The sequence below is a fragment of the Streptomyces sp. NPDC037301 genome (assembly GCF_055602785.1).
This window is the reverse complement of the sequence record NZ_JBVJWD010000041.1, coordinates 45,968-71,919: the sequence shown is the minus strand read 5'-3', so window position 1 is coordinate 71,919 and position 25,952 is coordinate 45,968. Positions and strand designations below refer to the sequence as shown.

21 protein-coding genes and 2 pseudogenes are annotated in these 25,952 nt (G+C 65.3%); 9 read left to right on the top strand and 14 right to left on the bottom strand.

Annotated features, from left to right (window positions below; genetic code table 11):
* Positions 1-54 precede the first annotated feature (54 nt).
* Positions 55-513, bottom strand: a complete 459-nt coding sequence (locus tag ACZ7IB_RS38270) for a RidA family protein (protein WP_470919078.1) — start codon at positions 511-513, stop codon at positions 55-57.
* Positions 514-1,198: 685 nt separating this feature from the next.
* Here ACZ7IB_RS38270 and ACZ7IB_RS38265 point away from each other — a divergent pair.
* Positions 1,199-2,128, top strand: coding sequence for a DMT family protein (locus tag ACZ7IB_RS38265; RefSeq protein WP_470919077.1), 930 nt, complete (start codon positions 1,199-1,201; stop codon positions 2,126-2,128).
* Positions 2,129-2,484: 356 nt separating this feature from the next.
* On the top strand, positions 2,485-5,625 hold the full coding sequence (locus tag ACZ7IB_RS38260; protein WP_470919075.1) for a DEAD/DEAH box helicase: 3,141 nt from the start codon (positions 2,485-2,487) through the stop codon (positions 5,623-5,625).
* A 33-nt stretch (positions 5,626-5,658) separates the two neighbouring features.
* Here ACZ7IB_RS38260 and ACZ7IB_RS38255 read toward each other — a convergent pair whose 3' ends face one another.
* The 6 genes and pseudogenes from ACZ7IB_RS38255 to ACZ7IB_RS38230 all read right to left on the bottom strand — a co-directional run bounded on the left by ACZ7IB_RS38255 (position 5,659) and on the right by ACZ7IB_RS38230 (position 10,831).
* On the bottom strand, positions 5,659-7,272 hold the full coding sequence (locus ACZ7IB_RS38255; RefSeq protein ID WP_470919073.1) for an ORC-CDC6 family AAA ATPase: 1,614 nt from the start codon (positions 7,270-7,272) through the stop codon (positions 5,659-5,661).
* A complete protein-coding gene (locus ACZ7IB_RS38250) occupies positions 7,269-8,033 on the bottom strand; it encodes a hypothetical protein (RefSeq protein WP_470919072.1) in 765 nt (254 codons plus the stop codon). The genes ACZ7IB_RS38255 and ACZ7IB_RS38250 overlap by 4 nt, the downstream gene beginning before the upstream one ends.
* A gap of 109 nt (positions 8,034-8,142) precedes the next feature.
* A complete protein-coding gene (locus ACZ7IB_RS38245) occupies positions 8,143-9,096 on the bottom strand; it encodes a YDG/SRA domain-containing protein (protein WP_470919070.1) in 954 nt (317 codons plus the stop codon).
* Positions 9,097-9,451: 355 nt separating this feature from the next.
* Positions 9,452-9,931, bottom strand: coding sequence for a hypothetical protein (locus ACZ7IB_RS38240; protein WP_470919069.1), 480 nt, complete (start codon positions 9,929-9,931; stop codon positions 9,452-9,454).
* Positions 9,928-10,098 (bottom strand): annotated as a pseudogene (locus tag ACZ7IB_RS38235) (IS256 family transposase); the annotation flags it as partial. The gene ACZ7IB_RS38240 and the pseudogene ACZ7IB_RS38235, both read right to left, overlap by 4 nt.
* 67 nt (positions 10,099-10,165) lie before the next feature.
* Positions 10,166-10,831: an ATP-binding protein gene (locus tag ACZ7IB_RS38230; RefSeq protein ID WP_470919067.1), complete on the bottom strand. Its 666-nt coding sequence runs from the start codon at positions 10,829-10,831 to the stop codon at positions 10,166-10,168.
* A gap of 192 nt (positions 10,832-11,023) precedes the next feature.
* Here ACZ7IB_RS38230 and ACZ7IB_RS38225 point away from each other — a divergent pair, with 192 nt between their 5' ends.
* Positions 11,024-11,869: a helix-turn-helix domain-containing protein gene (locus ACZ7IB_RS38225; protein ID WP_470919065.1), complete on the top strand. Its 846-nt coding sequence runs from the start codon at positions 11,024-11,026 to the stop codon at positions 11,867-11,869.
* Positions 11,869-12,054, top strand: coding sequence for a DUF397 domain-containing protein (locus ACZ7IB_RS38220; RefSeq protein WP_470919063.1), 186 nt, complete (start codon positions 11,869-11,871; stop codon positions 12,052-12,054). The genes ACZ7IB_RS38225 and ACZ7IB_RS38220 overlap by 1 nt, the downstream gene beginning before the upstream one ends.
* 1,208 nt (positions 12,055-13,262) lie before the next feature.
* Here ACZ7IB_RS38220 and ACZ7IB_RS38215 read toward each other — a convergent pair.
* Positions 13,263-14,231 carry a hypothetical protein gene (locus ACZ7IB_RS38215; protein WP_470919062.1) on the bottom strand — a complete coding sequence of 323 codons (969 nt, stop codon included), beginning with the start codon at positions 14,229-14,231 and terminating at the stop codon, positions 13,263-13,265.
* Between the two features lie 315 nt (positions 14,232-14,546).
* Positions 14,547-14,768, bottom strand: coding sequence for an LPXTG cell wall anchor domain-containing protein (locus ACZ7IB_RS38210; RefSeq protein ID WP_470919061.1), 222 nt, complete (start codon positions 14,766-14,768; stop codon positions 14,547-14,549).
* Between the two features lie 364 nt (positions 14,769-15,132).
* On the opposite strand from ACZ7IB_RS38210, the gene ACZ7IB_RS38205 reads away from it, so the two are divergent.
* Genes ACZ7IB_RS38205 through ACZ7IB_RS38195 form a run of 3 tightly spaced genes read left to right on the top strand, consistent with a single transcriptional unit; the run spans position 15,133 to position 20,181 of the window.
* A complete protein-coding gene (locus ACZ7IB_RS38205) occupies positions 15,133-16,074 on the top strand; it encodes an ABC transporter ATP-binding protein (protein WP_470919059.1) in 942 nt (313 codons plus the stop codon).
* Positions 16,071-17,429: an ABC transporter permease gene (locus ACZ7IB_RS38200; RefSeq protein WP_470919058.1), complete on the top strand. Its 1,359-nt coding sequence runs from the start codon at positions 16,071-16,073 to the stop codon at positions 17,427-17,429. Before ACZ7IB_RS38205 ends, ACZ7IB_RS38200 begins: the two co-directional genes overlap by 4 nt.
* A 4-nt stretch (positions 17,430-17,433) precedes the next feature.
* Positions 17,434-20,181, top strand: coding sequence for a bifunctional YncE family protein/alkaline phosphatase family protein (locus ACZ7IB_RS38195; protein WP_470919056.1), 2,748 nt, complete (start codon positions 17,434-17,436; stop codon positions 20,179-20,181).
* A 114-nt stretch (positions 20,182-20,295) separates the two neighbouring features.
* Here ACZ7IB_RS38195 and ACZ7IB_RS38190 read toward each other — a convergent pair whose 3' ends face one another.
* The 3 genes from ACZ7IB_RS38190 to ACZ7IB_RS38180 all read right to left on the bottom strand — a co-directional run bounded on the left by ACZ7IB_RS38190 (position 20,296) and on the right by ACZ7IB_RS38180 (position 23,272).
* The gene (locus ACZ7IB_RS38190) at positions 20,296-21,075 is read right to left on the bottom strand and encodes an LPXTG cell wall anchor domain-containing protein (RefSeq protein ID WP_470919054.1); all 780 of its coding nucleotides are present in this window, start codon (positions 21,073-21,075) and stop codon (positions 20,296-20,298) included.
* 380 nt (positions 21,076-21,455) lie between these two features.
* The gene (locus ACZ7IB_RS38185) at positions 21,456-22,358 is read right to left on the bottom strand and encodes a serine hydrolase (protein ID WP_401989778.1); all 903 of its coding nucleotides are present in this window, start codon (positions 22,356-22,358) and stop codon (positions 21,456-21,458) included.
* 2 nt (positions 22,359-22,360) lie between these two features.
* Positions 22,361-23,272, bottom strand: a complete 912-nt coding sequence (locus ACZ7IB_RS38180) for a LysR family transcriptional regulator (RefSeq protein ID WP_470919083.1) — start codon at positions 23,270-23,272, stop codon at positions 22,361-22,363.
* 245 nt (positions 23,273-23,517) lie between these two features.
* Between ACZ7IB_RS38180 and bla the strand changes: the two genes are divergently transcribed.
* Positions 23,518-24,447 carry a class A beta-lactamase gene (gene bla, locus ACZ7IB_RS38175; RefSeq protein WP_470919052.1) on the top strand — a complete coding sequence of 310 codons (930 nt, stop codon included), beginning with the start codon at positions 23,518-23,520 and terminating at the stop codon, positions 24,445-24,447.
* Positions 24,448-24,452: 5 nt separating this feature from the next.
* Here bla and ACZ7IB_RS38170 read toward each other — a convergent pair.
* Both ACZ7IB_RS38170 and ACZ7IB_RS38165 read right to left on the bottom strand, forming a co-directional pair.
* A pseudogene (locus tag ACZ7IB_RS38170) lies at positions 24,453-24,573 on the bottom strand (IS630 family transposase); the annotation flags it as partial.
* Positions 24,574-24,654: 81 nt separating this feature from the next.
* Positions 24,655-25,008 carry an antibiotic biosynthesis monooxygenase family protein gene (locus ACZ7IB_RS38165; protein ID WP_470919050.1) on the bottom strand — a complete coding sequence of 118 codons (354 nt, stop codon included), beginning with the start codon at positions 25,006-25,008 and terminating at the stop codon, positions 24,655-24,657.
* Between the two features lie 290 nt (positions 25,009-25,298).
* Here ACZ7IB_RS38165 and ACZ7IB_RS38160 point away from each other — a divergent pair, with 290 nt between their 5' ends.
* Positions 25,299-25,724 (top strand): hypothetical protein, encoded by a 426-nt coding sequence (locus tag ACZ7IB_RS38160; RefSeq protein WP_470919049.1) that lies wholly within the window; start codon positions 25,299-25,301, stop codon positions 25,722-25,724.
* Positions 25,725-25,952: the final 228 nt, after the last annotated feature.

The following is a 25,952-nucleotide window of genomic DNA, read 5'->3' as shown; positions in this document are numbered from 1 at the left end:
CGAACTCGTGCCCGTCAGCATGACGGCCTGCTGAACCGCCCACCAGCCGAACGCTCAGGCCAGCACGCCCCGAACGCATTCGCTCACAACCTCGTAACTTTCGGCTCCCTCGGCCGGACGGACCGCGACCGCGTCGACCTCGAAGAGCATCCCGGGCAGCGCGAGCGAGGCGACCCCGCTGAGCGTCTGGGCGGGCAGCCGGTCGGCCCAGGCGCCGTGCAGCGCCTTGCCGAGGGTCTCCAGCTTCTCCAGGTCATGGTCGACGATGTACGTGCCGAGCCGTACGACATGCTCGAAGCCGAGACCGACACCGGCGAGCGCGATGCGCAGGTTACCGAAGGACCGCTCGACCTGTGCGGCAAAGTCGCCGGGCACGACCTGGCCGGTGTCGTCGGAGGCGTACTGCCCACCGATGAAGACCAGCTCGCCGGGTGCGGAAGCGGCATGGCTGTAACCGAACGGGGTGGGGTCGTGCAGCCCGGCAGGGTTGGTGATGGTGCGGTTGTCGCTCATGTGCGGTGGTTCCTTCAAGTGTGGTGTTTCCACCCGATGAAGCTCCCCCAGCGGAGTGGACACTCGATCTCTGCGCTGCGAGGGCGTTGTCGCGACTCTACTTGAGGCGCTTCGTGCGGGTTTCGGCAGCCGGGCGTGAAGTGCAGCCGTCGGCGGTTGCAGGCCACTGCGATGAAGCGGGAGGCGACGGCCCGTGCCGATTCCCGGCTGGGCCAGGATGGTGCCGATCTCTTGGGTTGATCACGACACCCTTCTGAAGACCCCACCAATGTGACTGGGCGAGCTAGGTGACACCAAGGTGGGTCGGTGAGCTGGCACCGAGCGTGGACTTGAGCGCGGTACCTGTCACCGTTTGGGCATTCCAGTTGTCACCACCTGGGGTTTTTCGCTCTAGTTGTCACCAACTTCGCTGGACCGGGGCTGCGACGGTGATCTCCGTGATGCGGCTTCTGGGGGCGGGCTCCTTTTTGGGGCGCGGAGGAGATACGCGCGAAAGGGGACACTCCGTGACGCTGCGCTAAGACCTGTTGCAGTGTGCTATGGGCAATGTGGCTGACCGTAGTTGGCCTGTGGAGGGAGATACGCCGGTAACTGACTCGCCGGAAGCAACTTTCGCGCCGAAACCCACGTCTGCCAGTGGGAACGGGACCGAACCCCACCGACCCATACATGAACGGAGCTTTCGGTGCTCATAGGACTGCTCACCGCCGTGGCAGCATCGATCTGTTACGGCACGGGCTCCGTCCTTCAGGCCGTCGGATCACAGAAGTCAGCCCGCCGGGAGGCCGCCGCGGGCAGCGTGACCCAGCACGGTGGCCCGAGCCTGTCGTCCACTGCGAAGGCGGCGATGACCTGGGAGTTCATCGTCGGGACCATCCTGGACTTCGTCGGCTTCGGGCTCGGCGCACTGGCGGCGCGCCTCCTGCCGCTGTTCCTGTCGCAGACCGTGATCAGCGCCAACTTGGTGATCACGGCGGTGCTGAGCATCAAGCTCCTCGGCATCCGGCTCAACCGCGCCGAGTGGACCTCGATTGCTGTGGTCTGCTCCGCGCTGGTGCTTCTGGCGACGGCGGCAGGCCCGGAAGGCAGCGGCGACACCCCGATCTCCACGCACTGGTGGCTGCTGGGGATCTCGCTGCTCCTGATCGTGGGCGGCACCGTGGTCGTACGCCTACTGGGGGCGCGCGCCGCGATCCTGGCCGGCCTGCTGTCCGGACTGGGCTTCGGCGCCCTCGGTGTCGGGGTCCGTGTACTGAACGGCATCGACCCTTTCGACCCGGGAGCGCTGCTCTGCGACCCGGCGCTCTACGCGATCCTGGTGGCAGGCATCGGCGGCATGTACCTGCACACGGTCGCCCTGCAGATCGGCTCGGTCAACGGCGCCACCGCCGCGCTGGTCGTCGGCGAGACCGTCCTGCCGGGCATCATCGGCGTGCTGTGGCTCGGCGATGCCTCCCGTCCCGGCTTCGCCTGGGCGGCGATCACCGGGTTCGTGCTCGCCGTATCGGGCGCGGTGGCAGTAGCCTGGTTCGGGTCCCCGAAAGGGCACGGCAGCGGCCCTGCGGCGGCGCCCGTGACACCCTCCAAGGACGCCCGGACGTCCGCGGGGGTCTGACCCGGCACCAGACGCGCCGAATTTCCAACGCTTGGCTGCCGTACGGGAGCCATCGTTTGCGACACAACTCCCCCACACACAAGCCTGGTTGAGATCCGACATCCTCTGGCCAAGAGAGCGGTTCAACGTGTGGAGTCTGGTGGCCAAACCGGCGACTCGCCCGCGCATCGCCTCTTCCGTCCGGCATCGTTGCTACCGATATCGGGCTTCCAGATGCTCAGTGACAGGTGTCGCGCCCAAGTGGCAACTATCTCGCCCAGTCACACCCAACATGAGCAGGCGCATGCGAGAGCGGCTTTGTCAGTCCTGCTTGATAGAACTGCATGCACAGCTGGCGAGATGAGGGGGACTCGGCGATGCCCAACGACTTTGCAGGCGAAGCAGCTCCGGTTGCTGGGCTCTACGAGACGCTGATCACCCATCGTCTCGAAGAGCGTATGAAGCAACTCGACTCCACGGGCTGGCGCTCCATCGATGAAATAGTCGGCGCTGAATCTGCACCTCACGTGCTGTCACGCCACATCGGGAGCGTCGTGCGGCGGGTCCTGCAGGGCCTCTCACCAGCGGAGCAGGTAGTCGCCGCCAACCACATCCTGGATTCGCTCAACACCATCGAAGGTGCGACCGAGTGGGTCGATCTCGTCATCGAGGGCCCCCGGCAATTGCTCGCAGTCGCGGAGCAAGAGGCTCCTGGCGTCTACGCCATTCGCCCAGCAACACCCCTCTCCGAGACGGCGCTGATCACCAACTCGCCTGATGATCCGAGCCTGGGCTTTGAACTGCGCGCCGAGTTGGCCACGGCGGACCGTGTTGATCTCCTCTGCGCCTTTGTGAAGTGGCACGGACTACGAGTCCTTGAGCAGTCGCTCTCCTCCGCACGCGATCGCGGTGTACCCATCCGCGTGTTGACCACGACCTACATCGGAGCAACGGAGCGTCGCGCGCTGGATCGTCTGGTCCGCGAGTTCGGTGCTGAGGTGAAGGTCAACTACGAGCTCCGCTCAACACGCCTTCATGCCAAGGCCTGGCTCTTCCGTCGCGAGAGCGGCTTCGACACGGCGTACGTCGGCAGCTCGAACCTGTCCAAGGCCGCGCTTCTAGACGGGCTCGAATGGAACGTTCGGCTGTCGTCGGTCGCCACACCATCCGTCCTCCGCAAGTTTGAAGCAACATTTGACGCGTACTGGAGTGAGCGCTCCTTCGAGCCGTACGACCCCGACAGCGACGCGCAGCGACTGGACGATGCGCTGTCTCACGCTGGCGGAACCAGCCAAACCAGCGGCACCACCATCACGCTCTCCGGACTTGAAGTCCGCCCCTATCCGCACCAGCGCGACATGCTGGAACGTCTCGAAGTGGAGCGCACCGTCCACGGTCGGCACCGCAACCTCCTCGTTGCGGCGACCGGCACCGGCAAGACCGTGATGGCAGCTCTTGACTTCAAGCGCCTGCGGCGGACGCTGGGCCATGCCCCGCGGCTGCTCTTCGTCGCCCATCGCAAGGAGATACTGGAACAGTCTCTGCGCGTCTATCAGAACGTGCTGACTGACGCAAACTTCGGGGAGCTCTTCGTCGGTGGGGAGATCCCTGACAACTGGACGCATGTGTTCGCCAGCGTCCAGTCGCTCAACTCACGGGTGCTGGACCGCTTTACTCTGGACCACTTTGACGTCATCGTGATCGACGAGTTCCATCACGGCACGTCCCCCACGTACCGCCGGATTGTGGAACACTTCGAGCCAAAGGAACTGCTGGGACTCACCGCTACCCCAGAACGCATGGATGGACTGAACATCCAGGACGAGTTCTTTGAGGGCCGGATCGCCGCAGAAATGCGTCTCTGGGAAGCCCTGGAGAACGACCTGCTCAGCCCGTTCCACTACTTCGGCGTCACCGACAACACCGACATGAGCGCCATCACCTGGAAGCGCGGGTCATACGACGCGACGGCCCTCAGCAACCTCTTCACTGGCAATGACGCACGAGCCAGGCTCGTCGTGCAGGCCGTGAGGGACAAGGTTGCCGACCCGGGCTCGATGCGTGCGTTGGGCTTCTGTGTGTCAGTTGCGCACGCAGTCTTCATGGCCGACTTCTTCCGTCGAGCCGGCCTCAACGCGATCGCACTGTCCGGCGAGACCTCGCGCCATGAGCGCAAGGAAGCCCTGGATCAGCTCAAAGCAGGGACGCTCCAAGTCATCTTCTCTGTCGACCTGTTCAACGAGGGACTCGACATCCCTGACGTCGACACTCTGCTCCTCTTGCGCCCTACTTCCAGCGCCACGGTGTTTCTCCAGCAGCTGGGACGAGGCTTGCGTCGGACCGAAGACAAGGCTGTCCTCACTGTCCTGGACTTCATCGGTCAGCACCGCAAGGAGTTCCGCTTCGAGGAACAGTTCCGCGCACTGACCAACCTCACTCGCAATCGCCTGCTCGCCAACATCGAACACGACTTTCCGCAGCTGCCATCTGGCTGCCAGATCATCCTTGAGTCGAAGGCCAAGGAGCTGATCATTAACAACATCCGCAGCCAGATCAGCGTCAACGTCACTCAACTTGCTCGCGAGGTCGCCACGTACGCCGAACCTCTGCTCGCCGACTACCTCAAGGAGAGCGGTCGACAGCTCAAGGAGCTCTACCGAGGCAATGGGAACTCATGGACGGGTCTACTCCGCCGAGCCAAACTCCTCCCTGAGACCGGGCCGGAGGGTGAAGCATCGCTGCTGAAGCGCGTATCGGCGTTCCTTCACGTCGATGACCCACTCCGGGTCGCCGCGTACAGCAAGCTCCTCGCTGACGACGCCCCCACATACGATGACCTCAGCGAGCAGGAACAGGCGTACGCACGCATGTTCTTCTTCTCTCTGTGGCCGTTGGGCGGCGACTTCAACAGCTACCAGGCAGGCTTCAACACCCTTCGCCCTCAACGCGCCTTCCGCGACGAGCTCCGCCAGGTCCTCACCCACGTCCTAGACCAGGCCGACCACGTACCCGTCCCGCTGCTCGGCGGGCATGCAAGCCTGCCGCTGACAGTGCACTCCTCGTACAGCCGTGAAGAGATCCTCCCCGCCCTGGGGCAGTCCCACGTGGGCGGCTTCATGCCGGGACACTTCCGCGAAGGTGTGAAGTGGTGCGAAAACATCCAGACTGACGCGCTACTCATCACCCTCGAAAAGGACGAGAAGGACTTCTCACCAGAGACCCGCTACAAGGACTACGCCTTGAACGAGTCCCTGTTCCACTGGGAATCACAGAACCAGACCTCCGAGGCATCCCCCACCGGCATCCGCTACCAGACCCACAAGGAGAAGGACACCCACGTCCTACTCTTCGTCCGCCGCTACAAGAAGACGGACATCGGCGGGCCCCAGCCGTGGATGCTTCTTGGCCCCGCCGAGTACGTCGAACACAAGGGCAGCAAGCCCATGGGGGTCGTCTGGAAGCTCCGCCATGAGATCCCGGCAGATGTGTGGACCTACTCTGCGATTGCCGCGAGTTGACCACTCCAGTGGATATTTGCCGGCCAGACAGAATCAACCTGACAGGTATTCCAGCACCGCAGCCGTAGCCACATTCATCATTTGGCGCGCCCTGACGGGGCCAACCCACTTGGCCTGCTGAAAATCGCTCTCAGACGCCGCAAGAATCTTGCGCACGGTGTCGAAATTCAGCGACTTCAGGCGATCCCGCGCAAACACGGTCAAGTCCAGATCATCTACGGATCGCTCGAGTTGTGAGTTGATGAGTTCCTTTCGCCCCTCATCCATCTCATCAACATCGAGTCGCGCAATCCCATCATAGAGCTCATGGTTGGCGCCAAACTCAACCATTCTCTTAATGGAAATTGGCGACCTTCGCAGCCACGTGGAAGTCGCAATCGGATCGTCACTCGAAACGATCCTTGTACCTATGTTCAACATGTATCGCGTTCCGGTTAGACCACGGGTCGCCACAAGGCCACTACCAGCCTCGTGCAAAATCCCGCTGTAGCAGAGAAGTCGCAATGCCTCTTTCACTGCCGCCGGGGCATCACGATGAATCCATATGAATATGCGACGATCCCCTTCGTCGTCATCACTTCCGCGTTGTTTCCTCCCCAGCATTGGAATTACATCCGATTCTATAAACTGCCTACCCCAATCAATCACCTCTCGATGGCCTATATACCTGTCACCAAGTGAAGAGTGTTCAGCCCAAATCGTCTCCCGATAGTACTCTCGAATCACGCGTCGAATATTGGTCGTATTTAGCGGCGAGGCCGCCGAGACCGTTTTAAGAAGGATTCTGGGATTCCCGCTGGCGGCAGAGGCAAGTGCATCAAACGCTTCACCATACCGCCCCACTTGCGACGCGAGAGACGGGTCCTGCCTAGTGACAATATCGCGCATTGAGTTTAGATAATTTGCATCGAGAACGTCTCGATGAACATTAATTAGCTCTGCGTCATGACTCAGCTGGAAAGAATCACCAAAGTAGGTCACCCCAGGATACACGGCAGCCTTGACAGAAAGGTAAGGACTTCGCAAGTCCCGCATGAGAGTGAAAAACTGCCTCTGCTGCTCAGGGATAAATACGTGAGCAGCTTCATCCACGAGCAAAACTACGCGACGCACTCCTGCGGAATCGCAGAGGTCCTCCACCGCATCCCTGATCAGTTCGGGATCCACCTGGGAATCAATCTCCACCGGGGCATCAGAATTCTTCCAAGCTTCCTCCAATCTTTCCGCTAGCTCCAGGAGGCGAATTTCAACGGTCTCATCGTTCCCATCTCGAGACAACGTGGAGAAGATTGAGCTCTGCTGACTTATCAACTGCTTCTTACGCGACTCACGAATAATCCTGCCGCAAATCCTAGCGAGCATCCAATGTTTGAAGCGATCAGGATCGGACGTCTGCAATAGACCGGCCTTGTTGAACGTCACGTACACCGCGAGAACTCGCCCGCCAGCGAAGCTCTCATCTAGTTCCTTCTGCGCAACCTTCAGCAGAAAAGACTTTCCGACACCGCGAGCCCCCTGCAGAACGACCGTCTTCTTGCTCTTAAGTGCATCGATGGTCTGTCGATCGAAAGGGGTCTCTACGAAGAAATTACCGACCTCTTCAAGAGTCAGATCCTCTGTCCGGAAGTTCAGTTCGCTCGAACTCATGAGTGTCCCTCCACAGGAAGACCGAGAAGCCGCCTCACGGAAACGAGGTGCGAGAAATTATCCTCCAGCGAGCTCTCGACATCCTCTTTCTGATTAACCGTGAAATCCTTATAATATCTCACCATGAAGCAGTGGAGAATCACAAGAAGTGTTGTCTTAGCGGTCTTGAGCCACTCCCTCAAAACTAGATCCTCGTACGTAATGCGATCCGGAAGGAGTTGTGACGTCAAAACATGTCCGTGAATGTATTCAGAGCACCTTCGGTATACAGATTTCAAATCCTTATGCATCGCCTCTCGCTCAAGGATTGCTTCGCGGCAAAATTCACCCACATAGGATTTAGAGTAAATGCCATCTTCGGGCGAACTGATAGACGACCAACTTATATCAAGCTTCCCACTTACCCACTGTCTGCGCTTAAGCTCAAGAGAGCTCAGATAAACTGATCCAACAGTTACCTCGATGAAAGACCTCAAGCTTGAGAACGCTTGGCGATAAAGGCCGCTCATCGCACCGTAGAGCGCCAACCCCAGATCCTGGTGAGCGGATTTTAGCTGCTGAGATTCGGGCTGGAGATGTAAGACATCAAGCCACTTACTTACGTCTGCCTCGAGAGCGAGAATCTCCTTCACCTCGTCACCAAGATGACCTGAAGCCTCTCCTATATGCCGCGCACAAGCCGCATTTAGCTTCAGCATCAAGCTTTCAACAGTGAGCTCATTTCTGACAACAGGAGCTACCCCGGACAAAGGATCACTCATTCCACTCCTCAAACCGTGTTTGATGTGGGACTAGCAGATAGAAGAACGTCTTCCAATATGAAGCCGAAGCTGAAAACAGGCGACACCCCCTTCCCACCTGACCGGAAAGTCAGCTTTCCTCGTCGGGAAACTCCAGGTATTGCGAGCGGTCAGCCCACCTGGATCGGTGTTGTTGCAGGCAGGCCCGGTCAATCCGATGGCCATCATGCTTTACGTGGAGGTCGCGGATCACCTGGCCAGTGAGAGCATCAACTACCTTGAGGTCATCAGTGATGAGCCGGGCCCCATTATCGAAGAGGACATGACAATTGGGGCACAAACACAGGATGTTGCTCTGAATGTCACGGCCCCCGTGAGGTTTCCCGAGTGCATGTATGTGAGCACCCTCGCTATACCGGGATCCGTTGACATCCACTATGACTGGATTGCAGCACATCTGGCAGGTGTTGTTGTAGAGCGCCTTTATGGCGCGGGCGGCAGCAGTATTGCGCACACGCCGCTGAGTGTTGATGTATCGAGCGGCAGCCTTTTCAACTGCCGTCATCCGCTCATCAGGAGCTATTACACCCTCATCGACCGGACCCTGGTGCACCGGAGTCGAGTCCTTCACCAACCGGAACTGCCACATGAGGTGACCGCGTTCCGTACGTACGCTCCAGTAGTCCTCCACGAGGTAGAGCCCCCTGTATCGGTAGCCCTTGGTCGCCTTGCCTCGCTTGATCCCGAGACCTCTCACGAACCGAATGGGCAGGCCCTCTCGATAGTTGAGTACCATGCCCTCATTGACCTTCGTCAATGACTGATCAGCAGTGATGTGGCCGTCCTCGTCCGGCGCCCCACCCTGCGCCGTGTAGATCACCGTGTCGCCCAGGTCTTGGTCACCGGCATAGCCGCCGCTCGCGACTATCGAATCGACGCCTTCGTGTGCAGTACCCGAGATGCCTTGCCCTCTGAATCGGTGCACATCAGCCGCATACAGCGCATCGTGCCCTTTGAACCATGTCCCCTCCTGCACTCCTGGCGGGGGACCAAAGTAGATGGACTTCGACGACTTAGGCGGCATGCGAACATGCTGCCGATTGGCGGCATGCGATCACTATCGGCGGCTCGATCATGGCTGGTTTAGATCGACAAGTGCCTGAAAACGACCGTCGCTTCGGCGGCCACGAGGTAGCCCTCCCTAGGTCTAGCCCAAGTGGACGACCGTGATCAAGGCGGTGCGGTGAGCCTGGCGTTATCTCGCCCCCATCGACTTGGAGCTCCGTCCGCAGAGCGTCGTGGACACGCTCGACCGTGATGCCGGGCTGCGTGAGCTCGGCTGAGTGGGTGTCAGTGGGATCCGGCCCAAACGTTGCCGCTTCTGTTTATGAGGTGGCCTGCCAGCGAGTAGCAGGCATCGTCAAGAACTGCGGATCAAGTTAGTTGGTCTGGTCCCAGTGCCGTAGCTGACGGCTCGCCGCGCTTCGGACACGGCGGGTTCGTCCGCGTTCGGCCAGCAGCCTGACGGCCTTGGATGAGGTCGCGGTCTGCGTGGTTGCGGCCATGCGCTGGAACCAGTCGCATGCGTTGGTGAGCTCCTCGGCGACCCACGGCCTGCCCAGGGAGAAGGTTCTGACTAGGGTCCACTCGCGCAGGCGGCGGTTGAGGAAGACGCGATCCGCGATCACCTCGGTCACGGTCTGGACCCAGGCCGTGAACCGGGGTTCGGTCAGCAGATCCGCGGCCCGGCGGTCCAGAGGGCGGCCCACCGCGCGGTCCGCCATCGTCGCGTCCTGGTCGCGCAGGACGGCGGCCACCAGGTCGGCCTCGTCGGCCTCGGCGACAGTCTCCAGAGCCTGCAGGCAGCAGGCGAAGTACCGGTGCTCGACGGGCTGCTCGTCTATGTGGGGGCCGGTCATGCCGCGCTCTCTTCCGGCCGCTCAACGAACTGGCCGCGGCCCAAGCAGGCCCCGGCCCGGACAAGGGAAACCAGATGGGGCGCGTTGACCGCGCGCCAGCGGGCCTGCGTGGATTCGATCAGGTTGAACACCATGCTCAGCGCGGCGACCCGGCTGCCAGAGCCCTGTTGCGATCGCTATGCGGGTCGCCCAGATGCGCCACAATTCTCGTGAGTTCCTCTGCCAAGGCAAGCGCTAAGCCGCTTCACCTACTTCGCTCTCGAAGTGCGACTGCGCGCGATCCAGTGCCTCGTCAGGATCGTGGCCGTGCGCACGTAGCCAATGAAGGAGGTCGGCGATGAGGCCGATCGCCAGCTCCCTTCCCACGGTCGGACTCAGGCGTCCGCGATCTGAATACGCCGAGGTCGCACCCAGCCGGCATAGACCCAACAACGCTTCAGCCTTGGCGACTTGAGGACCATCGACGTGATCGTTTGATGAACGTAGGCCGGTGGCCTGCTCGCACCAGGTGACCTTGGAGTCACCGCGCAGGATGACGCCCCAGCGATCTGCGATGCCGTCCACAAGGGCCATGCCCCGCCCCGTCTCGCTCTCCCCCACTGCCGTGATGAGCGTAGGAAGTGCTTGCAGATCGGGATCGCTTACCTCGATGCGAAGACGATCTCCGTTCATCGATACGGCGAGACACGACGGGGTGCCGGGGCCTACATGCCTGACCACATTTGAGACTAGCTCCGTGACGCAGACCTGCGCCGCGTAGACGACTCCGGGCAAGCCCCAGAGCTCCAGGTGTAACCGCATCACTCGCCGCAGGCCGGCGAGCTCCTCTGCTTCTGCCAGAAACGCCAGATCCCAAGCCTTTCTGTCCACGCCGAAACGACACTCATCCAAGCCGACCACTCCTCCACGACTGGACGGCCACCGTGTGTGCCCGCCGTGTCTCATACGGTGACAGTGGAACTCTCGAAATGGAACTCTCACGTAGGAGGAATGGGAGCACATGAACTGACGCGCGCCCCCCGGAGTGCGCTGTCTTGCTCGATGTACCCCGCACGATGCACGCTCTTGGGATCAACATGAAGGACCACAGCCATGCCAGTCGGACCAACCACCCGCAGACGTCAACTCGGTGCAGATCTGCGCCGTTTCCGCGAGCGCAAGGGCCTCACGTTGGAGGAGGCCGGGGCTCGGGTCGGCATCTCCAAGGCGACCTTGAGCCGCTACGAGACGAAGGAGGGCACGGTCAAGTGGCCTGCAGTCGACGCCCTCTGCCGTGAGTACGGAGCCTCAGATCAGGAACGCGCGTCGCTGGTCGAGCTGGCCAAGGGTGCACGGATCCAGGGATGGTGGCGGTCCCTCGCGGATCCAATCCCTGAGTCGATGAATCTCATGCTGACTCTTGAAGACGAAGTGGTCAGTGAGGACCATTACGCCTGCATGTACGTGCCTGGCCTGCTCCAGACGCGCGCGTACGCAGAAGCGGTTCATCGCGCCTCAGAGATGCGGTGTACGGACCAGGAAATCCACCACATGGTGGACATCCGTATGAAGCGGCAGGAGCTCCTCGCTCGAGCCGAGCCTCCGCACATCTGGGCAGTGATTGACGAAGCGGTCATTCGGCGCATCGTGGGTGGCCGCGCCGTCATGCGCGAGCAGTTGAAGCATCTCTGCGCGCAGGCCTCCCAGCCCCACGTTACGGTTCAAATACTGCCGTTCGAAGCGGGCGCTCACGCCGCAGCGGTGGGCAGTTTCGTCGTCCTCGGCGGCCCCGCGCCCGAACTTGACGTCGTGTACGTGGACATCATCGGCGGCGGGCTCTTCATGGAGAAGCCGCAGGAACTCGCGCGCTATAAATTGGCGTTCGAGTACCTGCGTGCGCAGGCGTTGGATATCGACCTGTCTGCCGCGCTCCTGAATCAGGTCTGTGGGGAGCTTTGATGGATCACGAACGCGTGCACTGGTTCAAGTCGTCGTACAGCGGTGGTAGCGGCACCGAGTGCGTCGAGGTCGCGGATCTACACTCGGCTGTCGGCGTGCGGGACTCCAAGCGGCCTGGCGGGCCCCACATAGCCGTACGCCACAGCGCGTGGTCAGGATTCGTCGTATTCCTGCGCGCCCAGTAGGTCAGGGTCCCTCCGCATGCCCCGGTGTGCGTAGCCCACCACCCCGCAATCCGTGTCCCGCCCCTCGTACGAAGATGAGCATCGTCCGCCCGTGAGTGGCGGCGGCAGAGGGTGCGGGATGGACATGTGTGGTCGTCGTGGGGTCTTGGCAGGGATGGCCTCGGTGGTGTTTGCCCTCTCGGTGTCCGGGTGTGGGCCGGGGCAGTACGCGGGGGTGCCGGCCGTTACCGGGGTCTCGTCGGCGGAGATCGTCGGGACCTGGCGGTGTATCGATGGCACCGCGGTCACCATGCGGAAAGACGGAACCGCCGTCGTGAAGCTTCTCGACGGGCAGGAATTCGACTTCGACGATCAGTGGCGGATGTCCGGCACCGGAACATGGGAACTGACCGACCGGGACATCGGTTGGGGTGATGGCCAACACGTGTCCCTCAGCGTCACTCGGCGCACCTCGTCGGCGTGGCGTGAAGTCAAGGGTGCAGAGGAGGGGGCGGTGGGCTCCACCGACCTCAGGGAGCCCGCCCCGGACGCGTACACCTGGACCCTGGAACTGGAGCGCGGCGACAAGGGGCTGGCGCGATCAGCACCTGGTTGCGCTCGCGTCAACTCGTCAAGACAGTTCGCGGGCCAGTCGTCTGAGCGCAACGATCTGACTGCCCGCGAAACCAGCGACATCTGTCGCGACCGCCACAAGAGTGAGCAGTACAAGCGCACTCGCTGCAGCCACAGACACCGCAGCAAGCACGCATGCCGCAAGTACATTCGCCACAAGTACGAGACGCAGGCTCCCAGCCGAAGGACGAAGACTGAGCCGCCACACGACGCCGGCCCACAGCACGACAGCTCCCCCGATGCCGACGACGACGAGTGCCGACAGCCTCACCGTAGTCGCGGTCAAGGGCGCAGTCGAAGCGATCACCAGCCCGACGAGCAGGCAATAGAACGCATCAGCGCGGAGACTCAACTGGCCGAGCCGACTCCCAGACATGCACAGAGGTTAACTCCTGCCCGACATAGCCGTACAGGCCGAGATCTTTGTCTGCGAGCACGTCGTCCAAGGCACAGGTGGCTGACCCCAGTGTGGTGGGGCGTTTCCCCTTGAGCGTGGACACCGGGTGACAGGAGTCCGACTCCCGCATCAAACTCGGTCGGCAGGCCGCCACCGAAGATGACATCCACATCTGGTGCGTGAAGACCAACACCCAGGATCAGGCCGCCGGCGTCCCGTTGATTCTCGCGATCCGTTCCCGCCACGGGACGCGGTCGGGCTCCGGCTCGGGGGCGCCGTGGAACATCGCGTGTGCTGTGGACTGCCGGCACGGGGCGCATTCCGTCTCGTCGGCCAGGGGGCGGAAGACGTGTTTCTCGCCCGGGCCCTCGCACTCCAGCAGCTCGCGGACGGGCGAGGGCTCGTACGGCGGGAGTGGGGCCTGAGGCTCGGGAAGTTTCTGGATGAGGCGGTAGCGGAGGAAGCCGACCGCTGAGCGCACGCCGTCTCGGGGGCGTTCGGCGAGTAAGGCCTGGCGCAGGTCGGACTCGCTCAGGCCTTGCTCCAGCCACTTGACCGCCTCCACGGCGAGTGCGCGGGCCTCCCGTACGCCCAGGTGCAGTTCGCGGCGCGAGTGGCGCAGGGAGAGCAGGACCCGTTCTGCCCTGGCCAGTTGGAGGGCGTCGGCCGGCCCCGCCGTCGGCTCGGGATCCGGGTCCGTCGTCGGCTCGGCTTCGGAGGGTGGGTGGGGAGTGGTCTTATCACTGAGGTCTTCTACCGGTTTATAACCACCGGTCGGCCGGGCAGTCGGTTCGCCGACGGTCGGGAACTGCGTACTCGGCAACGACGGGGCGGCGGGCACGGCCCCTCGCAGCTGTCCCGCCTGCTCACTCGTCAGAGGGTTGTTCGCGACCAGCTGCTCAGTGATCCAGCGGCCCCCGCCGCCCTGGCTCCGCCACTCGTGTACGTACCCGTGCTCGACCAGCAGTTGCTTCGCCTTCTGGTACGCGCGGCCCTTGATGCCCAGCTTCCGGGCGAGTTCACTCAGGGGCTTGTCCATGGCGTCCTCGGGAAGACCCTGGACGTACACGAGCAGGACCTTCGCGTCACTGTTCAGACGCGGATGGCGGACGACATCGTGCGATGCCTTCGTATAGCGCGCGGACGGCGCGATAGCATGACGCAGCATTTCCGGTGGTCTCGATCCACTGGTGATGAAGGCCCTCGGTTGGTGTTAGCGCACCGCCGGGGGCCGCTCCATGTGCACGGGGACACACAGAGCGTGATGGCTTCGTCACCGTACCGCATTGTTTTCATCTCCCGCCATGCGAATGGGACTTCACACCACTCCCCCGAAGAGGGCGCTGCGGCGGGGGTCACGGAGTATCACCGAGTGCCACGGGGCTCCCGGCAGCTGGTCTGCGCGCGCGACCGGCCGAGACCGCGCATGACTGTGCCCCCGTGCTCGTACTACGAAGCACGGGGGCACAGTCATGCGTCAGTGCTACTGCTGCGCCTTGCGGCGGCGGAACACCAGGTAGCCACCGGCCGCGACGAGCGCGGCAGCCGCTGCGGACAGCAGGCCGACGGGCGCGCCGTTACCGGTCTCGGCGAGGTCCCCGCCGCTCTGCGTGGAGGGTGACGACGAGGGGGACGAGGGGGACGAGGGGGAGGAGGCCGAGGACGTCGGCGCGACGCCCTCGGGGGCGGACGACGTGGGCGCCACGGTCGGCCGCACCGGGCCGGACGGAGTGCCGGATGCCGACGGGGTGGCGGGCGTCGACTGGGTGGCGGACGCCGACGGCTTGCCGCCACCGGGCTTGCCGGGCTTGCCGGGCTTGCCACCGCCCGGCTGGTCGTCGACGGCCCTTTTGTGTAATCAGCCGTTTTCATGTGCCGACTTGACGTGGCGTCAGGAGCGGGCCGCCATGGCGGCCCGCCCGGTTTGGCCTACTCGTCGCCCTCGTCCTCGTCAGGCGTTCAGCCAAAGGATCCCGGCCGTATCCCGTTCCAGAAACGTTCAACCAGCTGCCCCTGCCTGCATCGTGTGCCATCCCTAAGGTCCTTGAAGGTTTCAAAGGAAGGGACTCATGGACACACTCCTCGCAATCCGGGCTCGCGGGATCACCAAGTGCTTTGGCGACGTCGTCGCACTCGACGGCATCGATCTGGATGTGGCGCAGGGGCAGATCCACGGCTTGGTCGGGCCGAACGGCGCCGGCAAGACGACATTGCTCGGCCTCCTGCTGGGCCTGGCCGTCGCCGACAGCGGTCGCCTCGAGATCCTGGGTACGCCGGTCGGGCGGGCGCTCTCCGCTCCCGACGGTGTCGCGGGCTTCTTGGACGGGCCCGGTCTCTACCCCTCGCTCACCGCCAGGCAGAACCTCGCCGCGCTGGCCGCTCTCCGTGGCCGCGACGCGCGGACAACGGGGATCGACGACGTGCTCGACCAGGTCGGGCTCACCGATGTCGCCGACGACCGGGCACGCGGCTTCTCCCTCGGCATGCGTCAGCGGCTCGGGCTCGCCGCCGCCCTGCTCACCAAGCCTCGGCTGCTCGTGCTCGACGAACCTTCCAACGGCCTCGACCCGGCCGGCAAAAAACACGTACACGGTGTCCTCACCCGGCTCGCGACGGAGGGAACCAGCGTCGTGCTCTCGAGCCACCGCATGGACGACCTCGAGGCACTGTGCTCCGAGGTCACCATCGTCGCCGCCGGACGGGCCGTCTTCTCCGGCCCGTTGAGCAAGCTGGCCGCCGAGAACCGTGAACTCGACTACCGGCTGCTGACCTCCGACCCGCAGGCCGCCCGTCGGCTGGCTGCCGACACGGCCGGGATCCGCGTCGTCGACGACGCCGGGGCATGGCGCGGCGCCGAGGTGCTCGTCGTGCGCGCGCTGGTGCCCGCCCTCGACGAACTGGTGGCGCGGCTCGTGCAGGCGGGCATCGCGGTGCGCGAGCTCGCACCCGTGGTGTCGCCGCTCGAAGCAGCGTTCCTCGCCCTCACCGAGCAGCAGGAGGCCGGCCGATGACCGCGACCCTCACCCACGACAACGTTGCTGGTGCCCGCCGCGTCTCGGTTCCGCGCGGCTACCGCTTCGAGCTGGTCAAGCTGGTCTCACAATGGCGGATCCGCTTGCTGGTCCTCGCCTGCTGGATCGTGCCGGGGCTCTTCGTCGCCGCCGTCAGCCAGCAGAGCACGCTCCCCACCGACACCCTCTTCGGCCGCTGGATGCACGCCACGGGGTGGGCCGGACCGCTGGTGATACTCGGTTTCGCGGGCACCTGGGCACTCCCGCTGCTGACCTCGGTGGTCGCCGGCGACGTGTTCGCCTCCGAGGACCGGCTCGGCACCTGGCGCCACCTGCTCGTGGCGGTCCGGTCGCCCCGACGGATCTTCGCAGCGAAGACACTGGCCAGCCTCACCGTCATCCTGCTGCTCGTGGCCGGGCTGGCCTGTTCCAGCGCGGCCGGCGGAATCGTGGCGGTCGGCAACCAGCCGCTGGTCGGCCTCGACGGCCACCTGCTGGCGCCGGCGGACGCCGCCGGCAGGGTCCTGCTCGCCTGGGTCTGCGTACTCGCCCCGACCCTGGCCCTCGCCGCGATCGGACTACTCGGGTCGGTCGCGCTGGGGCGGTCCCCGATGGGACTGCTGCTGCCCGCGCTCGTCGCGCTCGCGATGCAGGTCGCCCAGATGCTGCCGCTGCCCGTCGCCGTGCGCCTCGCCCTGCCCGGCTACGCCTTCATCTCCTGGAACGGTCTGTTCACCAGCCCGGCACAGGTCGGCCCGCTCCTGATCGGCATTGCGGTCAGCCTGGTGTGGGCCGTGCTCGCGACAGTGCTGGCGTACTTGCTTTTCCTCCGGCGCGATTTCACCAACCTGGCCTACGACGGTTCCGGGCGCCGCGCGATCACCACGGGACTCCTGCCGCTGGTCGGACTGGCCGCCCTCACCGTCGCGGTGGTCGCCGTGGCGACCCCGTCGATGGGCTCCGGAATCGAGCAGGACAAGGTCCAGCGGTCGGTCGCCACGTCATTCGCCCACCTCTACCGCATGCAGACCCAGCAGCTCAACCGCCCCGCCGTCACCGAGGCGCAACTGCGGGTCACGGCGGCGTGCAACAAGAGCGGCGGCCAGGTCGCCCCCCAGGGGCCGGGCAACGACTGGCGCTGCGTCGTCACCTGGCATCTCCCCGGCGTCGCGGCCGCAGGGACGGCCATCTACCAGCTCGACGTCGCCTCGGACGGGCGGTTCGTCGCCGATGGCGACGGACCGAAGGAAGTGAACGGCTACTTCCTGGTGCGGACCCCGACCGGAAACACACCCAACCCGCTTTGGCAGTTCGACAGCAACGTCGAACTGCTCGACACCACCCCGAAGGGATAATTCCATGCAGGTCACACGGCAGCGTCGGATCAACGAGAAGGAACAGATCAGCCTTTTCGGTAGGCGCGTCGGCCGCCGGACCACTCTGGTAACGGCGGGCATCGCCGTCGCCCTCGCCGTCACGGGCACCGCTGTTGCCCAGACGCACCAGTTCGGCACCCAGCAGGTCGGCCAGGTCACCGCTAACGGCCAGGTCGTCTCTGCCGACCAGTACATCGCCCCGTACGGCAGCCGCACCGTCATCAACGACGGCAAGATCATGTCGTCCACGGTCAGCCCGGACGGCACCCACCTCGCGGCCTCGGTCACCGACGGTGGGATGGCGCTGGTCGTCATGGACCTCAAGACCGGGCAGGTGAAGCAGCGCGTCGGCAACAACGCGGCGGCGGACCTGCGCATCAGCGGCAACGACGTGGGCCAGGAAGGCCCCACGTACTCGCCCGACGGTTCGCAGCTGTGGCTGGGCCAGACCGACGGCTACACCAAGTTCACCGTGAACCCGGACGGCAGCGTCGCCAACCCGACGTCCATCAAGATCCCGGCCGACGGCTCCAAGCACGCACTGGTCGGTGCGGCGGTGTTCTCGGCAGACGGCTCCACCGTGTACTCCGCGGTCAACGGCCAGAACCGGGTGGTCGCCATCGACGCGGCGACCGGGACCATCAAGCAGAGCTGGACCGTGGGCAACGCCCCTCGTGGCATCGCCATGGCCGGCAACAAGCTCTACGTCAGCAACGAGGGCGGGCGTCCGGCCAAGGCCGGCGACACCACGATCAACTCCTACGGCACCCAGGTGCCGGCCGACCCGGACACCGGTGCCACCACCACCGGCACGGTCAGCGTCATCACCCTGGCGGACCCGTCCGCCGCCGTCGGGAGCATCGACGTCGGTCTGCACCCGACCGCGGTGTACGCCAAGAACGGGGCGGTGTTCGTCACCAACACCGCCGACAACGACGTGTCGGTCATCAACACCGCCAACGACAAGGTCGTGCAGACCATCGCCACCCGGCCGTGGCCGCAGGCGTCGGTCGGCTACGAGCCCAACGCGGTGACGCTCACCGACGACGGTCACCTGCTGGTGACGCTCGGCCGCGCCAACGCGGTCGCCGTCTACCGGTACACCTCCCCGCAGGAGCCGGCCGACTACGTCGGCCTGCTTCCGACGGACTACTTCCCCGCGGAGATCACCACCGTCGGCAAGAACGTGGTCGTCTCCAACACCCGTGGTATCGACGCCCGCCGCCCCACCAACAAGGCCGGGCACGGCACCCACGACACGACGTCGAGCCTGACGCAGTTCACGCTGCCGGACGACGGCGTCATCAAGTCCGAGACCGGCAAGGTCTTCACCCAGAACGGCTGGCACGGCGGCTCGGTCACCCAGGGCACGGGTGACAAGAAGCCGGTGCCGGTCCCGGTGAAGCTCGGCGACCCCTCGACGATCAAGCACGTCTTCCTGCTCGTCAAGGAGAACCGGACCTACGACCAGGTCCTCGGTGACATGCCGCAGGGCAACGGAGACCCGTCGCTTACGCAGTTCGGCGACAACGTGACGCCGAACCAGCACGCGCTGGCTCGGCAGTTCGGGCTGTACGACAACACGTACGACATCGGCACGAACTCCGCCGAGGGTCACAACTGGCTGATGCAGGCCGACAACCCGGAGTACACCGAGTCCTCGGCCGGTGAGTACAAGCGCAGCTACGACACCCAGGACGACGCTCTCGGCCACCAGAAGTCCGGCTTCATCTGGACCGGTGCGCAGGCGGCCGGGAAGACCGTGCGGGACTTCGGCCAGTTCCAGTCGTTCGAGAGCAAGCCGGCCGGAGCGAACTGGCAGAACCTGTACTGCGACGCCAAGAACATGGACGCGACCGGGCAGAAGACCGCCTACCCCATACAAACGGGCTCGGCGATCCCGTCGCTCAACAAGGTGTCGGTGCCCGGCTTCCCGAAGTTCGACCTCGACGTCCCGGACGTCTACAAGTACCAGATCTGGAAGCAGGACTTCGAGAAGAACGGTCCGGCGAACCTGAACATGTTCTGGTTCTCCAACGACCACACCGGTGGTCCGACGAACTCGGCCGCCGCGGTCGCGGACAACGACCTCGCGGTCGGCAAGATGGTTGACCAGATCTCGCACAGCAAGTACTGGAAGGACTCGGCGATCTTCGTCGTCGAGGACGACTCCCAGAACGGCCTCGACCACGTCGACGGCCACCGTGCCCCGGTCCAGATCATCAGCCCCTGGGCGCAGCACGGCAAGGTCGACAGCCGCTACTACTCGCAGATCACGATGATGCGGACCATCGAGCAGATCCTCGGGATCCACCCGATGAACCAGAAGGACAGCGCGGCCAGCCCGATGCGTGGGGCGTTCACCCAGCACGCGGACTTCACGCCGTTCACCGCTCTGCCCAACCGGACCTCGCTGACCGATGGTCTGAAGACCCCGCCTGCCTGCGGCGTGGACACTCCGGCGCCGCAGAACCCCAGTGCGGCGGCCGCGCCGTCGGCGACGGTGCCGGCGGACAAGCAGGAGGTCGCGGCGAAGTGGGAGGACTGGAAGTCGCATCAGCGGCTGACCGGGCCCAACGCTGTGCCCGACTACGCGAACCCCGCGCAGTTGAACCGCTTCACGTGGTATCAGACGCACGACTGGAAGAAGCCGTACCCCGGCGAGAACAAGATCTTCGCGCCGAAGGACGTGCCGGGCGCCTACATCCCGTCGTCGGAGAACGACGGCTGACGTAGGCAGATCGCGTCAAGGGGCCCCTGGCCGGCGTCACCGCTGGCCAGGGGCCTCTTCTGTCGCCGGTCGTGTCCCCGGTCGTACTACGAAGCACGGGGGCACAGTCATGCGTCAGTGCTGCTGCTGCGCCTTGCGACGGCGGAACACCAGGTAGCCACCGGCCGCGACGAGCGCGGCAGCCGCTGCGGACAGCAGGCCGACGGGCGCGCCGTTACCGGTCTCGGCGAGGTCCCCGCCGCTCTGCGCGGAGGGTGACGACGAGGGGGACGAGGGGGAGGAGGTCGAGGACGTCGGCTTGGTGCCCTCGGGGGCGGACGACGTGGGCGCCGCGGTCGGCTGCGCCGGGCCGGACGGAGCGCCGGGCGCTGACGGGGTGGCAGGCGTCGACGGCTTGCCGCCGTCGGGCTTGCCGGGCTCGTCGGGCTCGCCAGGCTTACCGGGCTCATCGGGCTTGCCGGGCTTGCCACCGCCCGGCTGACCCTTGCCGTCGCAATCGACCCAGAAGACCTTGTGCTTGGCCCGGCCGTGCTCGCCGTCGAAGTTCCAGAACAGCTTGTAGTGGCCGTCGGGCAGGGACTGGTCCTCCGAACGGAGGTGTCCCTTGCCGTCGAGCGTCAGCGAACCGGTTTTCACGGTCTCGCCCTTGACGTGGGCGGTCGGGGCCCAGGCTTCGATGCGCCAGTCGACGTTCTGGCCGGCATCGAAACCGAAGGCGTCGAGATAGAAGGTGCATACGTGGGGCTCGTTCTTACGGAGCTCCTCGCCGGTCGCGGCGTCGTGGATCTTCACGGTGCCGTTGTCGCCGGGGGCGGTGGCGTAGGCCGTGGGGGCGAGCAGCAGGGCCGCGGTGACGGCGGCCGTGAGCGTGCCTGCGGAAACGAGTGGGCGCATGGGCAATCCAACGGTGAAGGAGACAGGGGGCTACCGTGGGGGGCTTGCGTGGGGGGTCCGCTCAGCCTCCTGCGACCGCGTGCGCCCGTCAATGCACCTCTGACCACTTGTGTCACACAGCGCACCGCTTGCCCCATTAGTCCCACATAACGATTGAGAACGTAGGCTCCGAGCGTGTTCCCATGACCGTGGCGCGGGCAGCCCCACGCGAACAGGACTTCTCACCATCAGGCGAGCCAGTCGACCGAGCCGGTCCACCTGAACGTCCCGGTCGAGTTCCCCGACGGCTGAGAGGCCAACCGGGCGGTGAGGGCGCACCTGACGGCTCATCGGGCGAAGGCCCGTTGAGTCAGTCAGGAGTGGTGGGAGCGTCCACCCGTTCAGGCCATCCGCAACTGGTCGCGGAGCGTCCGGGCGACCTGCGCCATCAGTGCTTCCGTCTCGGGCTGCAGCACGGCCGGTACGCGGGATTCGGTGAGGGCGGCGACGGCGAACGTCTGCCCGTCGGCGTGCTCGACGACCCCGGCCTCGTGTCGGAGGTTGAGCAACGTACCGGTCTTCGACGACCACCGGGACGCGTCGGAGCTGAAGTCGGGAGCCAGTCGCTGCCGGATCACGTTGTTCGTCATCAGCTCGCGGACCCGCGCCGCGGTGGCGGGCTGGATCGTCGTCGGCCGCCACAATCCCTCCAGCAGGTCGACGAAGGTCCGGGCCGACCCGACATTCGCGCGGCTGATGTCGAGCTGGGCCACGGGATGCCCCTGTCCCGCTGTCGCCGCGCCGATGGCGAGGGCGTGGGCAAGGTGCACCTCGGTCGGCGCGAACCGTTCGGCCGGCGTCTGGGTGAGGTCCCCCATGAGGTGGCGTACCACGATGCCGTCGTAGCCGAGCCGCCGCAGCTCCGCGGTGACCGCGGCGGGCGGGGTGAGGGCGAACAGCGCGTCGGCCGCGGTGCCGTCGCTGATCGCCGTGCTGAGATACAGCAGGTCCTCGAGCGCGACCGTGGCCGGGTGCCGGAACTTGGTCAGGCCGGTCGGTCCCGGCACGGTGACGCGGCCGGGCTGCACCACGATCGTTGCGGCCAGGTCGAGTTCGCCGCGTCCGACACGTTCCAGTGTGGCGATCGCGAGCGGCACCTTGACCAGGGAAGCGATCGGATACTCCACCTCGGCGTCGATCGCGAGTTCATCGCCGGTGTCGAGGTCACGCACCAGGAACGAGCCGCGCAGGCCGCCGTCGTGCAGGGCCTCCCTCGCATCGCGCAGGACCTTGGTCGTCCCCACCACTACGCCTCACCGTCGCCCGCCACGTCGCCGCTCCGGCTACCGTGGTCCGACATGCCGAGGCAGCGTCCGATCGTGGCGAGCGGGAGGGTCCGGATGCGCTGGGCATCCTCGCGCAGTCCGGCCTCGACGTCGTAACCCCGTACCAGCTCCAACTCGCCGATCGGCCGCCAGTACAGCCCCAGTTCATCGGCCTGGACGGCGGAGCAGAGCAACAGGTCGGCCGAGCCGAGCACCTCGGCCGCGGCGTCGACGAGTGAGGCCGAGACCACGACCTGGGCGGGTTGGAGGCCGACCCCGTCCCGTAGGCGGATCACCCGGTCGCGTACGTGCGGCACGTCGTCCTCCGGCTGGATCCAGACGCGTCGTCGGCGTGCGTTACGTCCGGCCCGGCCCGCGCGCAGGTTTTCCACGTATATCGCCTGCCCCGCCGGCTCGGCGCTGCCGGCCAGCCCCAACGGTATCCGCCATGGCGCTCCGTCCGCGGGTACGGACACGATCGCCGCCCGGACCTCCAACGTCCGGGCGAGCGCCGCGCGTTCACCCGGCCCGGCTGTGTGCAGGGCGAGATTCAGGTCGTGCCGACGCGCCTCGGCAACGAGCCCGGCGAGCCGGCGTGGGGCGGAGACCGCCGGTACGGCCAGCCGGAACCGGCGTCGCTTGGCACACTCGGCGTCGTGCTCCATCGCCTCGACGAGTTCGACCAGCCGCCGGGCCGAGGACAGCATGTCCCGGCCGAACGGGGTCAGAGTGACGTTTCGTGACGACCGGTCGAACAGCTTGGCGCCGAAGTGCTCCTCCAGGGCGGCGATCCGCCGGCTGACGACCGACTGCGGCATGCCTGCCGCAGCGGCACCGACGGTGAAGCTGCCATGCCCACTCACCGCCACGAACGCCTCGCAGGCCCTGACCATGTCCACGGCCGGAGCTTATAGCTATGCCGGATCAGCATGGGTCTGCGCATTTCTGTCTTGGACAGCATGTACTGCCGGATGCCAGATTGCCTTCTGCCCGACCTGGGTCATCTCTCGGGGTAGATACCGGTTTGCCGGTAATGAGCTTCCGGAGGGGAAATGCTGCCAGGCGGTCACCCCATCTGCGGCAAACGAACTCGAGCCCGCTTGCCGTAGTCGTAACTCGCCCCAGTGGAGGGAAGACCATGACGTCACGACAGCCGGCCATCACGCGCCGCACTCTTCTAGGGGTGGCGGCACTCCTGCCGTTGGCCGGATGCGCGGAGGGCAAGAGGCCGGCGACGCGACCGTCAGCGAACGCACCCTCGTCCCCCTCCGCCACGGCGAGCGCTCGCCACGCTCAACTGGCCGAATTGGAAAGGAAGTTCGAAGCCCGCTTAGGGGTGTACGCCCTCGCCACCGGCACCGGGGCCACCATCACCCACCGGGCGGACGAACGGTTCGCGTTCTGCTCGATGTTCAAGGGGCTGGCGGCAGCGGCGGTCCTGCACCGCAATCCGCTGTCGCACCTGGATACGGTCATCAGGTACACCGAAGGCGACCTGATGAAGAGCTCGGCCATCACCAGGCGGCATGTGGCCACCGGAATGACGATCCGACAGCTGTGTGATGCCGCGGTCCGCTACAGCGACGGAACGGCCGGCAATCTCCTGCTCCGCGATCTCGGCGGGCCGGCCCGGTTCACGGCGTACGTGCGCAGCCTCGGCGACACGGTCACCAGGATGGACCGGATCGAGCCGACGATCGCGCAAGCCACCCCGGGAGATCCCCGCGACACCACCTCGCCCCGGGCGTTCGGTACCAACTACCGGAAGATCCTGCTGGGGGACGCCCTGCCGACGGACAAGCGCGCCTTCCTCCGCCACCTGCTGGAACGCAACGCCACCGCTGCCGGCGCGCAACGTATCCGGGCCGGCGTACCGCGGGGATGGAACGTGGCGGACAAGACCGGGACCGGTGACTACGGCACCCTCAACGACATTGCTGTGGTGTGGCCCCCGAATGCCGCGCCACTCGTCATCGCGATCATGTCCAGCAAGGCCACCAAGGACGCCGAGTACGACCAGGCCCTCCTCGCCGAGGCCGCCGCGTACGTGGTGTCTACTCTCACCTAGTGCCGCATCAGGCAATTCTGGGCCCGCCGCCAGGTCACCACCGAGCCGGCGCCCCCTGCGGATGATCCGCAGCAGGCGCTTGCCCTCGTCGTCATCGATCTCGCGGACGCGTACTCGTTCTGCCACCCGGACAGCCTGGCGGGACGGCGCTTCACCGGACCAGGAGGTGACTTCGGTTGGTCAGCCTGCTGTCGGGCTCTGCAGGACCTACGCTCGCATGAACCCGTGGCTCCGCTCCACTTTCGCCACATGCAGCGTATAGCTCTGGTACCAGTCGGCTTGCCCACGCTTTTGCGCCGCGCGGTGCTCGGCGTTGCACCGCCACTCCGTAAGGGCGTCGGCGTCGCGGAAGTACCCGACGGTGATGCCCAGCCCGCCGGGAGTCTGCGCGTGGTCCATCCCCAGGAACCCAGGGACGCCCTTCACCAGGTCTTCCATGCGTGCGTTGGTCTCGCTGTAGCCGCTCTGATCCTGGGTTCGCACCGTAGTGAAGACAGCCACGTAGTAGGGGGGTTCATAGGCCTCGACGGGCGCGACAGGCGCTTCCGAGTGATCGCTCATGGCGCCACCGTAAGGCGGGATGCACCCAACGATCCAGCGTCTTTCCTGAACGGGATACATGAGGGATCGGGCTCCTGACCAAAGCCGTCCGAGCTCTCCCCCAGCTCCCGGAAACGGCCACGAGCCTACCGGCTCACAGAACGGCGCAAGGGACGGGGAACACCAGGGCGAACGTTGGCTGATGCGGCCAGTCCGACGTCACTCGGATTCGACGTTGGGCGTGGCGCGGGCATGAGGACGGCCACCGCGTTGATCACCGATGGCTTGTGAGGACAACCGGAGATCCTGCGGTGGCCGCGCATCACAGCGCAGACCCCCACTGGTCGGGGGTTCACGCCCGTGCGGCGCTCGACGCGGGCGACCCGGTCGAGGCGATGCGGATCCACATGCGCGACATCGTCCCCACGCCCGCGGGCGCGGTCGATGCGATGTTCGCCGACCAGCGGGGGCGAGCGGCACTCTCCGCCCACGCGGAGGCGCTGATCGCCGGTGACGAAGCGATCGACGCGCTCGGCGTCGGCACTGATCGCTTCGCAACGCTCGGAATACCGACGACCCTGATCGAGGGAGACCTCAGTCCCGCCCACTTGCGCGAGCGCCTGGCCGACCTGGCGGCAACCCTGCCGAACGCGCGGATCGTCACGCTCGTCTGTCCTCGGGCCGGGGGCCGACGCGGAAGTTCACCGCCGCCACTCCGCCGTGACCGCGCTGCCTGAGCGTGAGCGAACTCCGCCTCCAGCGAGGACTGTGCGCGCATGCGTCCCTCCCCCTGGCCGGTCTCCATGTTCACAACAGCGGCCCGCCTCTGAGAAGCACCCCCGGCGTAGACCCGGGACAGCACCACTACGCGCTCGGGGCAGAACCGCATCTCCCAGCGAGCACGCCGGCGACGAACGCCGACAGGCCGGGCCGCGGGCCCGGCCTGTGTGCCTCGCGCTGCCGTC

Bases quoted from the DNA above. Each gene is read 5' to 3' on its own strand.
- ACZ7IB_RS38270 (WP_470919078.1), bottom strand. From the start codon at position 513: ATGAGCGACAACCGCACCATCACCAACCCTGCCGGGCTGCACGACCCC.
- ACZ7IB_RS38260 (WP_470919075.1), top strand. From the start codon at position 2,485: ATGCCCAACGACTTTGCAGGCGAAGCAGCTCCGGTTGCTGGGCTCTAC.
- ACZ7IB_RS38255 (WP_470919073.1), bottom strand. From the start codon at position 7,272: ATGAGTTCGAGCGAACTGAACTTCCGGACAGAGGATCTGACTCTTGAA.
- ACZ7IB_RS38250 (WP_470919072.1), bottom strand. From the start codon at position 8,033: ATGAGTGATCCTTTGTCCGGGGTAGCTCCTGTTGTCAGAAATGAGCTC.
- ACZ7IB_RS38245 (WP_470919070.1), bottom strand. From the start codon at position 9,096: ATGCCGCCTAAGTCGTCGAAGTCCATCTACTTTGGTCCCCCGCCAGGA.
- ACZ7IB_RS38240 (WP_470919069.1), bottom strand. From the start codon at position 9,931: ATGACCGGCCCCCACATAGACGAGCAGCCCGTCGAGCACCGGTACTTC.
- ACZ7IB_RS38225 (WP_470919065.1), top strand. From the start codon at position 11,024: ATGCCAGTCGGACCAACCACCCGCAGACGTCAACTCGGTGCAGATCTG.
- ACZ7IB_RS38220 (WP_470919063.1), top strand. From the start codon at position 11,869: ATGGATCACGAACGCGTGCACTGGTTCAAGTCGTCGTACAGCGGTGGT.
- ACZ7IB_RS38215 (WP_470919062.1), bottom strand. From the start codon at position 14,231: ATGCTGCGTCATGCTATCGCGCCGTCCGCGCGCTATACGAAGGCATCG.
- ACZ7IB_RS38205 (WP_470919059.1), top strand. From the start codon at position 15,133: ATGGACACACTCCTCGCAATCCGGGCTCGCGGGATCACCAAGTGCTTT.
- ACZ7IB_RS38200 (WP_470919058.1), top strand. From the start codon at position 16,071: ATGACCGCGACCCTCACCCACGACAACGTTGCTGGTGCCCGCCGCGTC.
- ACZ7IB_RS38195 (WP_470919056.1), top strand. From the start codon at position 17,434: ATGCAGGTCACACGGCAGCGTCGGATCAACGAGAAGGAACAGATCAGC.
- ACZ7IB_RS38190 (WP_470919054.1), bottom strand. From the start codon at position 21,075: ATGCGCCCACTCGTTTCCGCAGGCACGCTCACGGCCGCCGTCACCGCG.
- ACZ7IB_RS38180 (WP_470919083.1), bottom strand. From the start codon at position 23,272: ATGGTCAGGGCCTGCGAGGCGTTCGTGGCGGTGAGTGGGCATGGCAGC.
- bla (WP_470919052.1), top strand. From the start codon at position 23,518: ATGACGTCACGACAGCCGGCCATCACGCGCCGCACTCTTCTAGGGGTG.
- ACZ7IB_RS38165 (WP_470919050.1), bottom strand. From the start codon at position 25,008: ATGAGCGATCACTCGGAAGCGCCTGTCGCGCCCGTCGAGGCCTATGAA.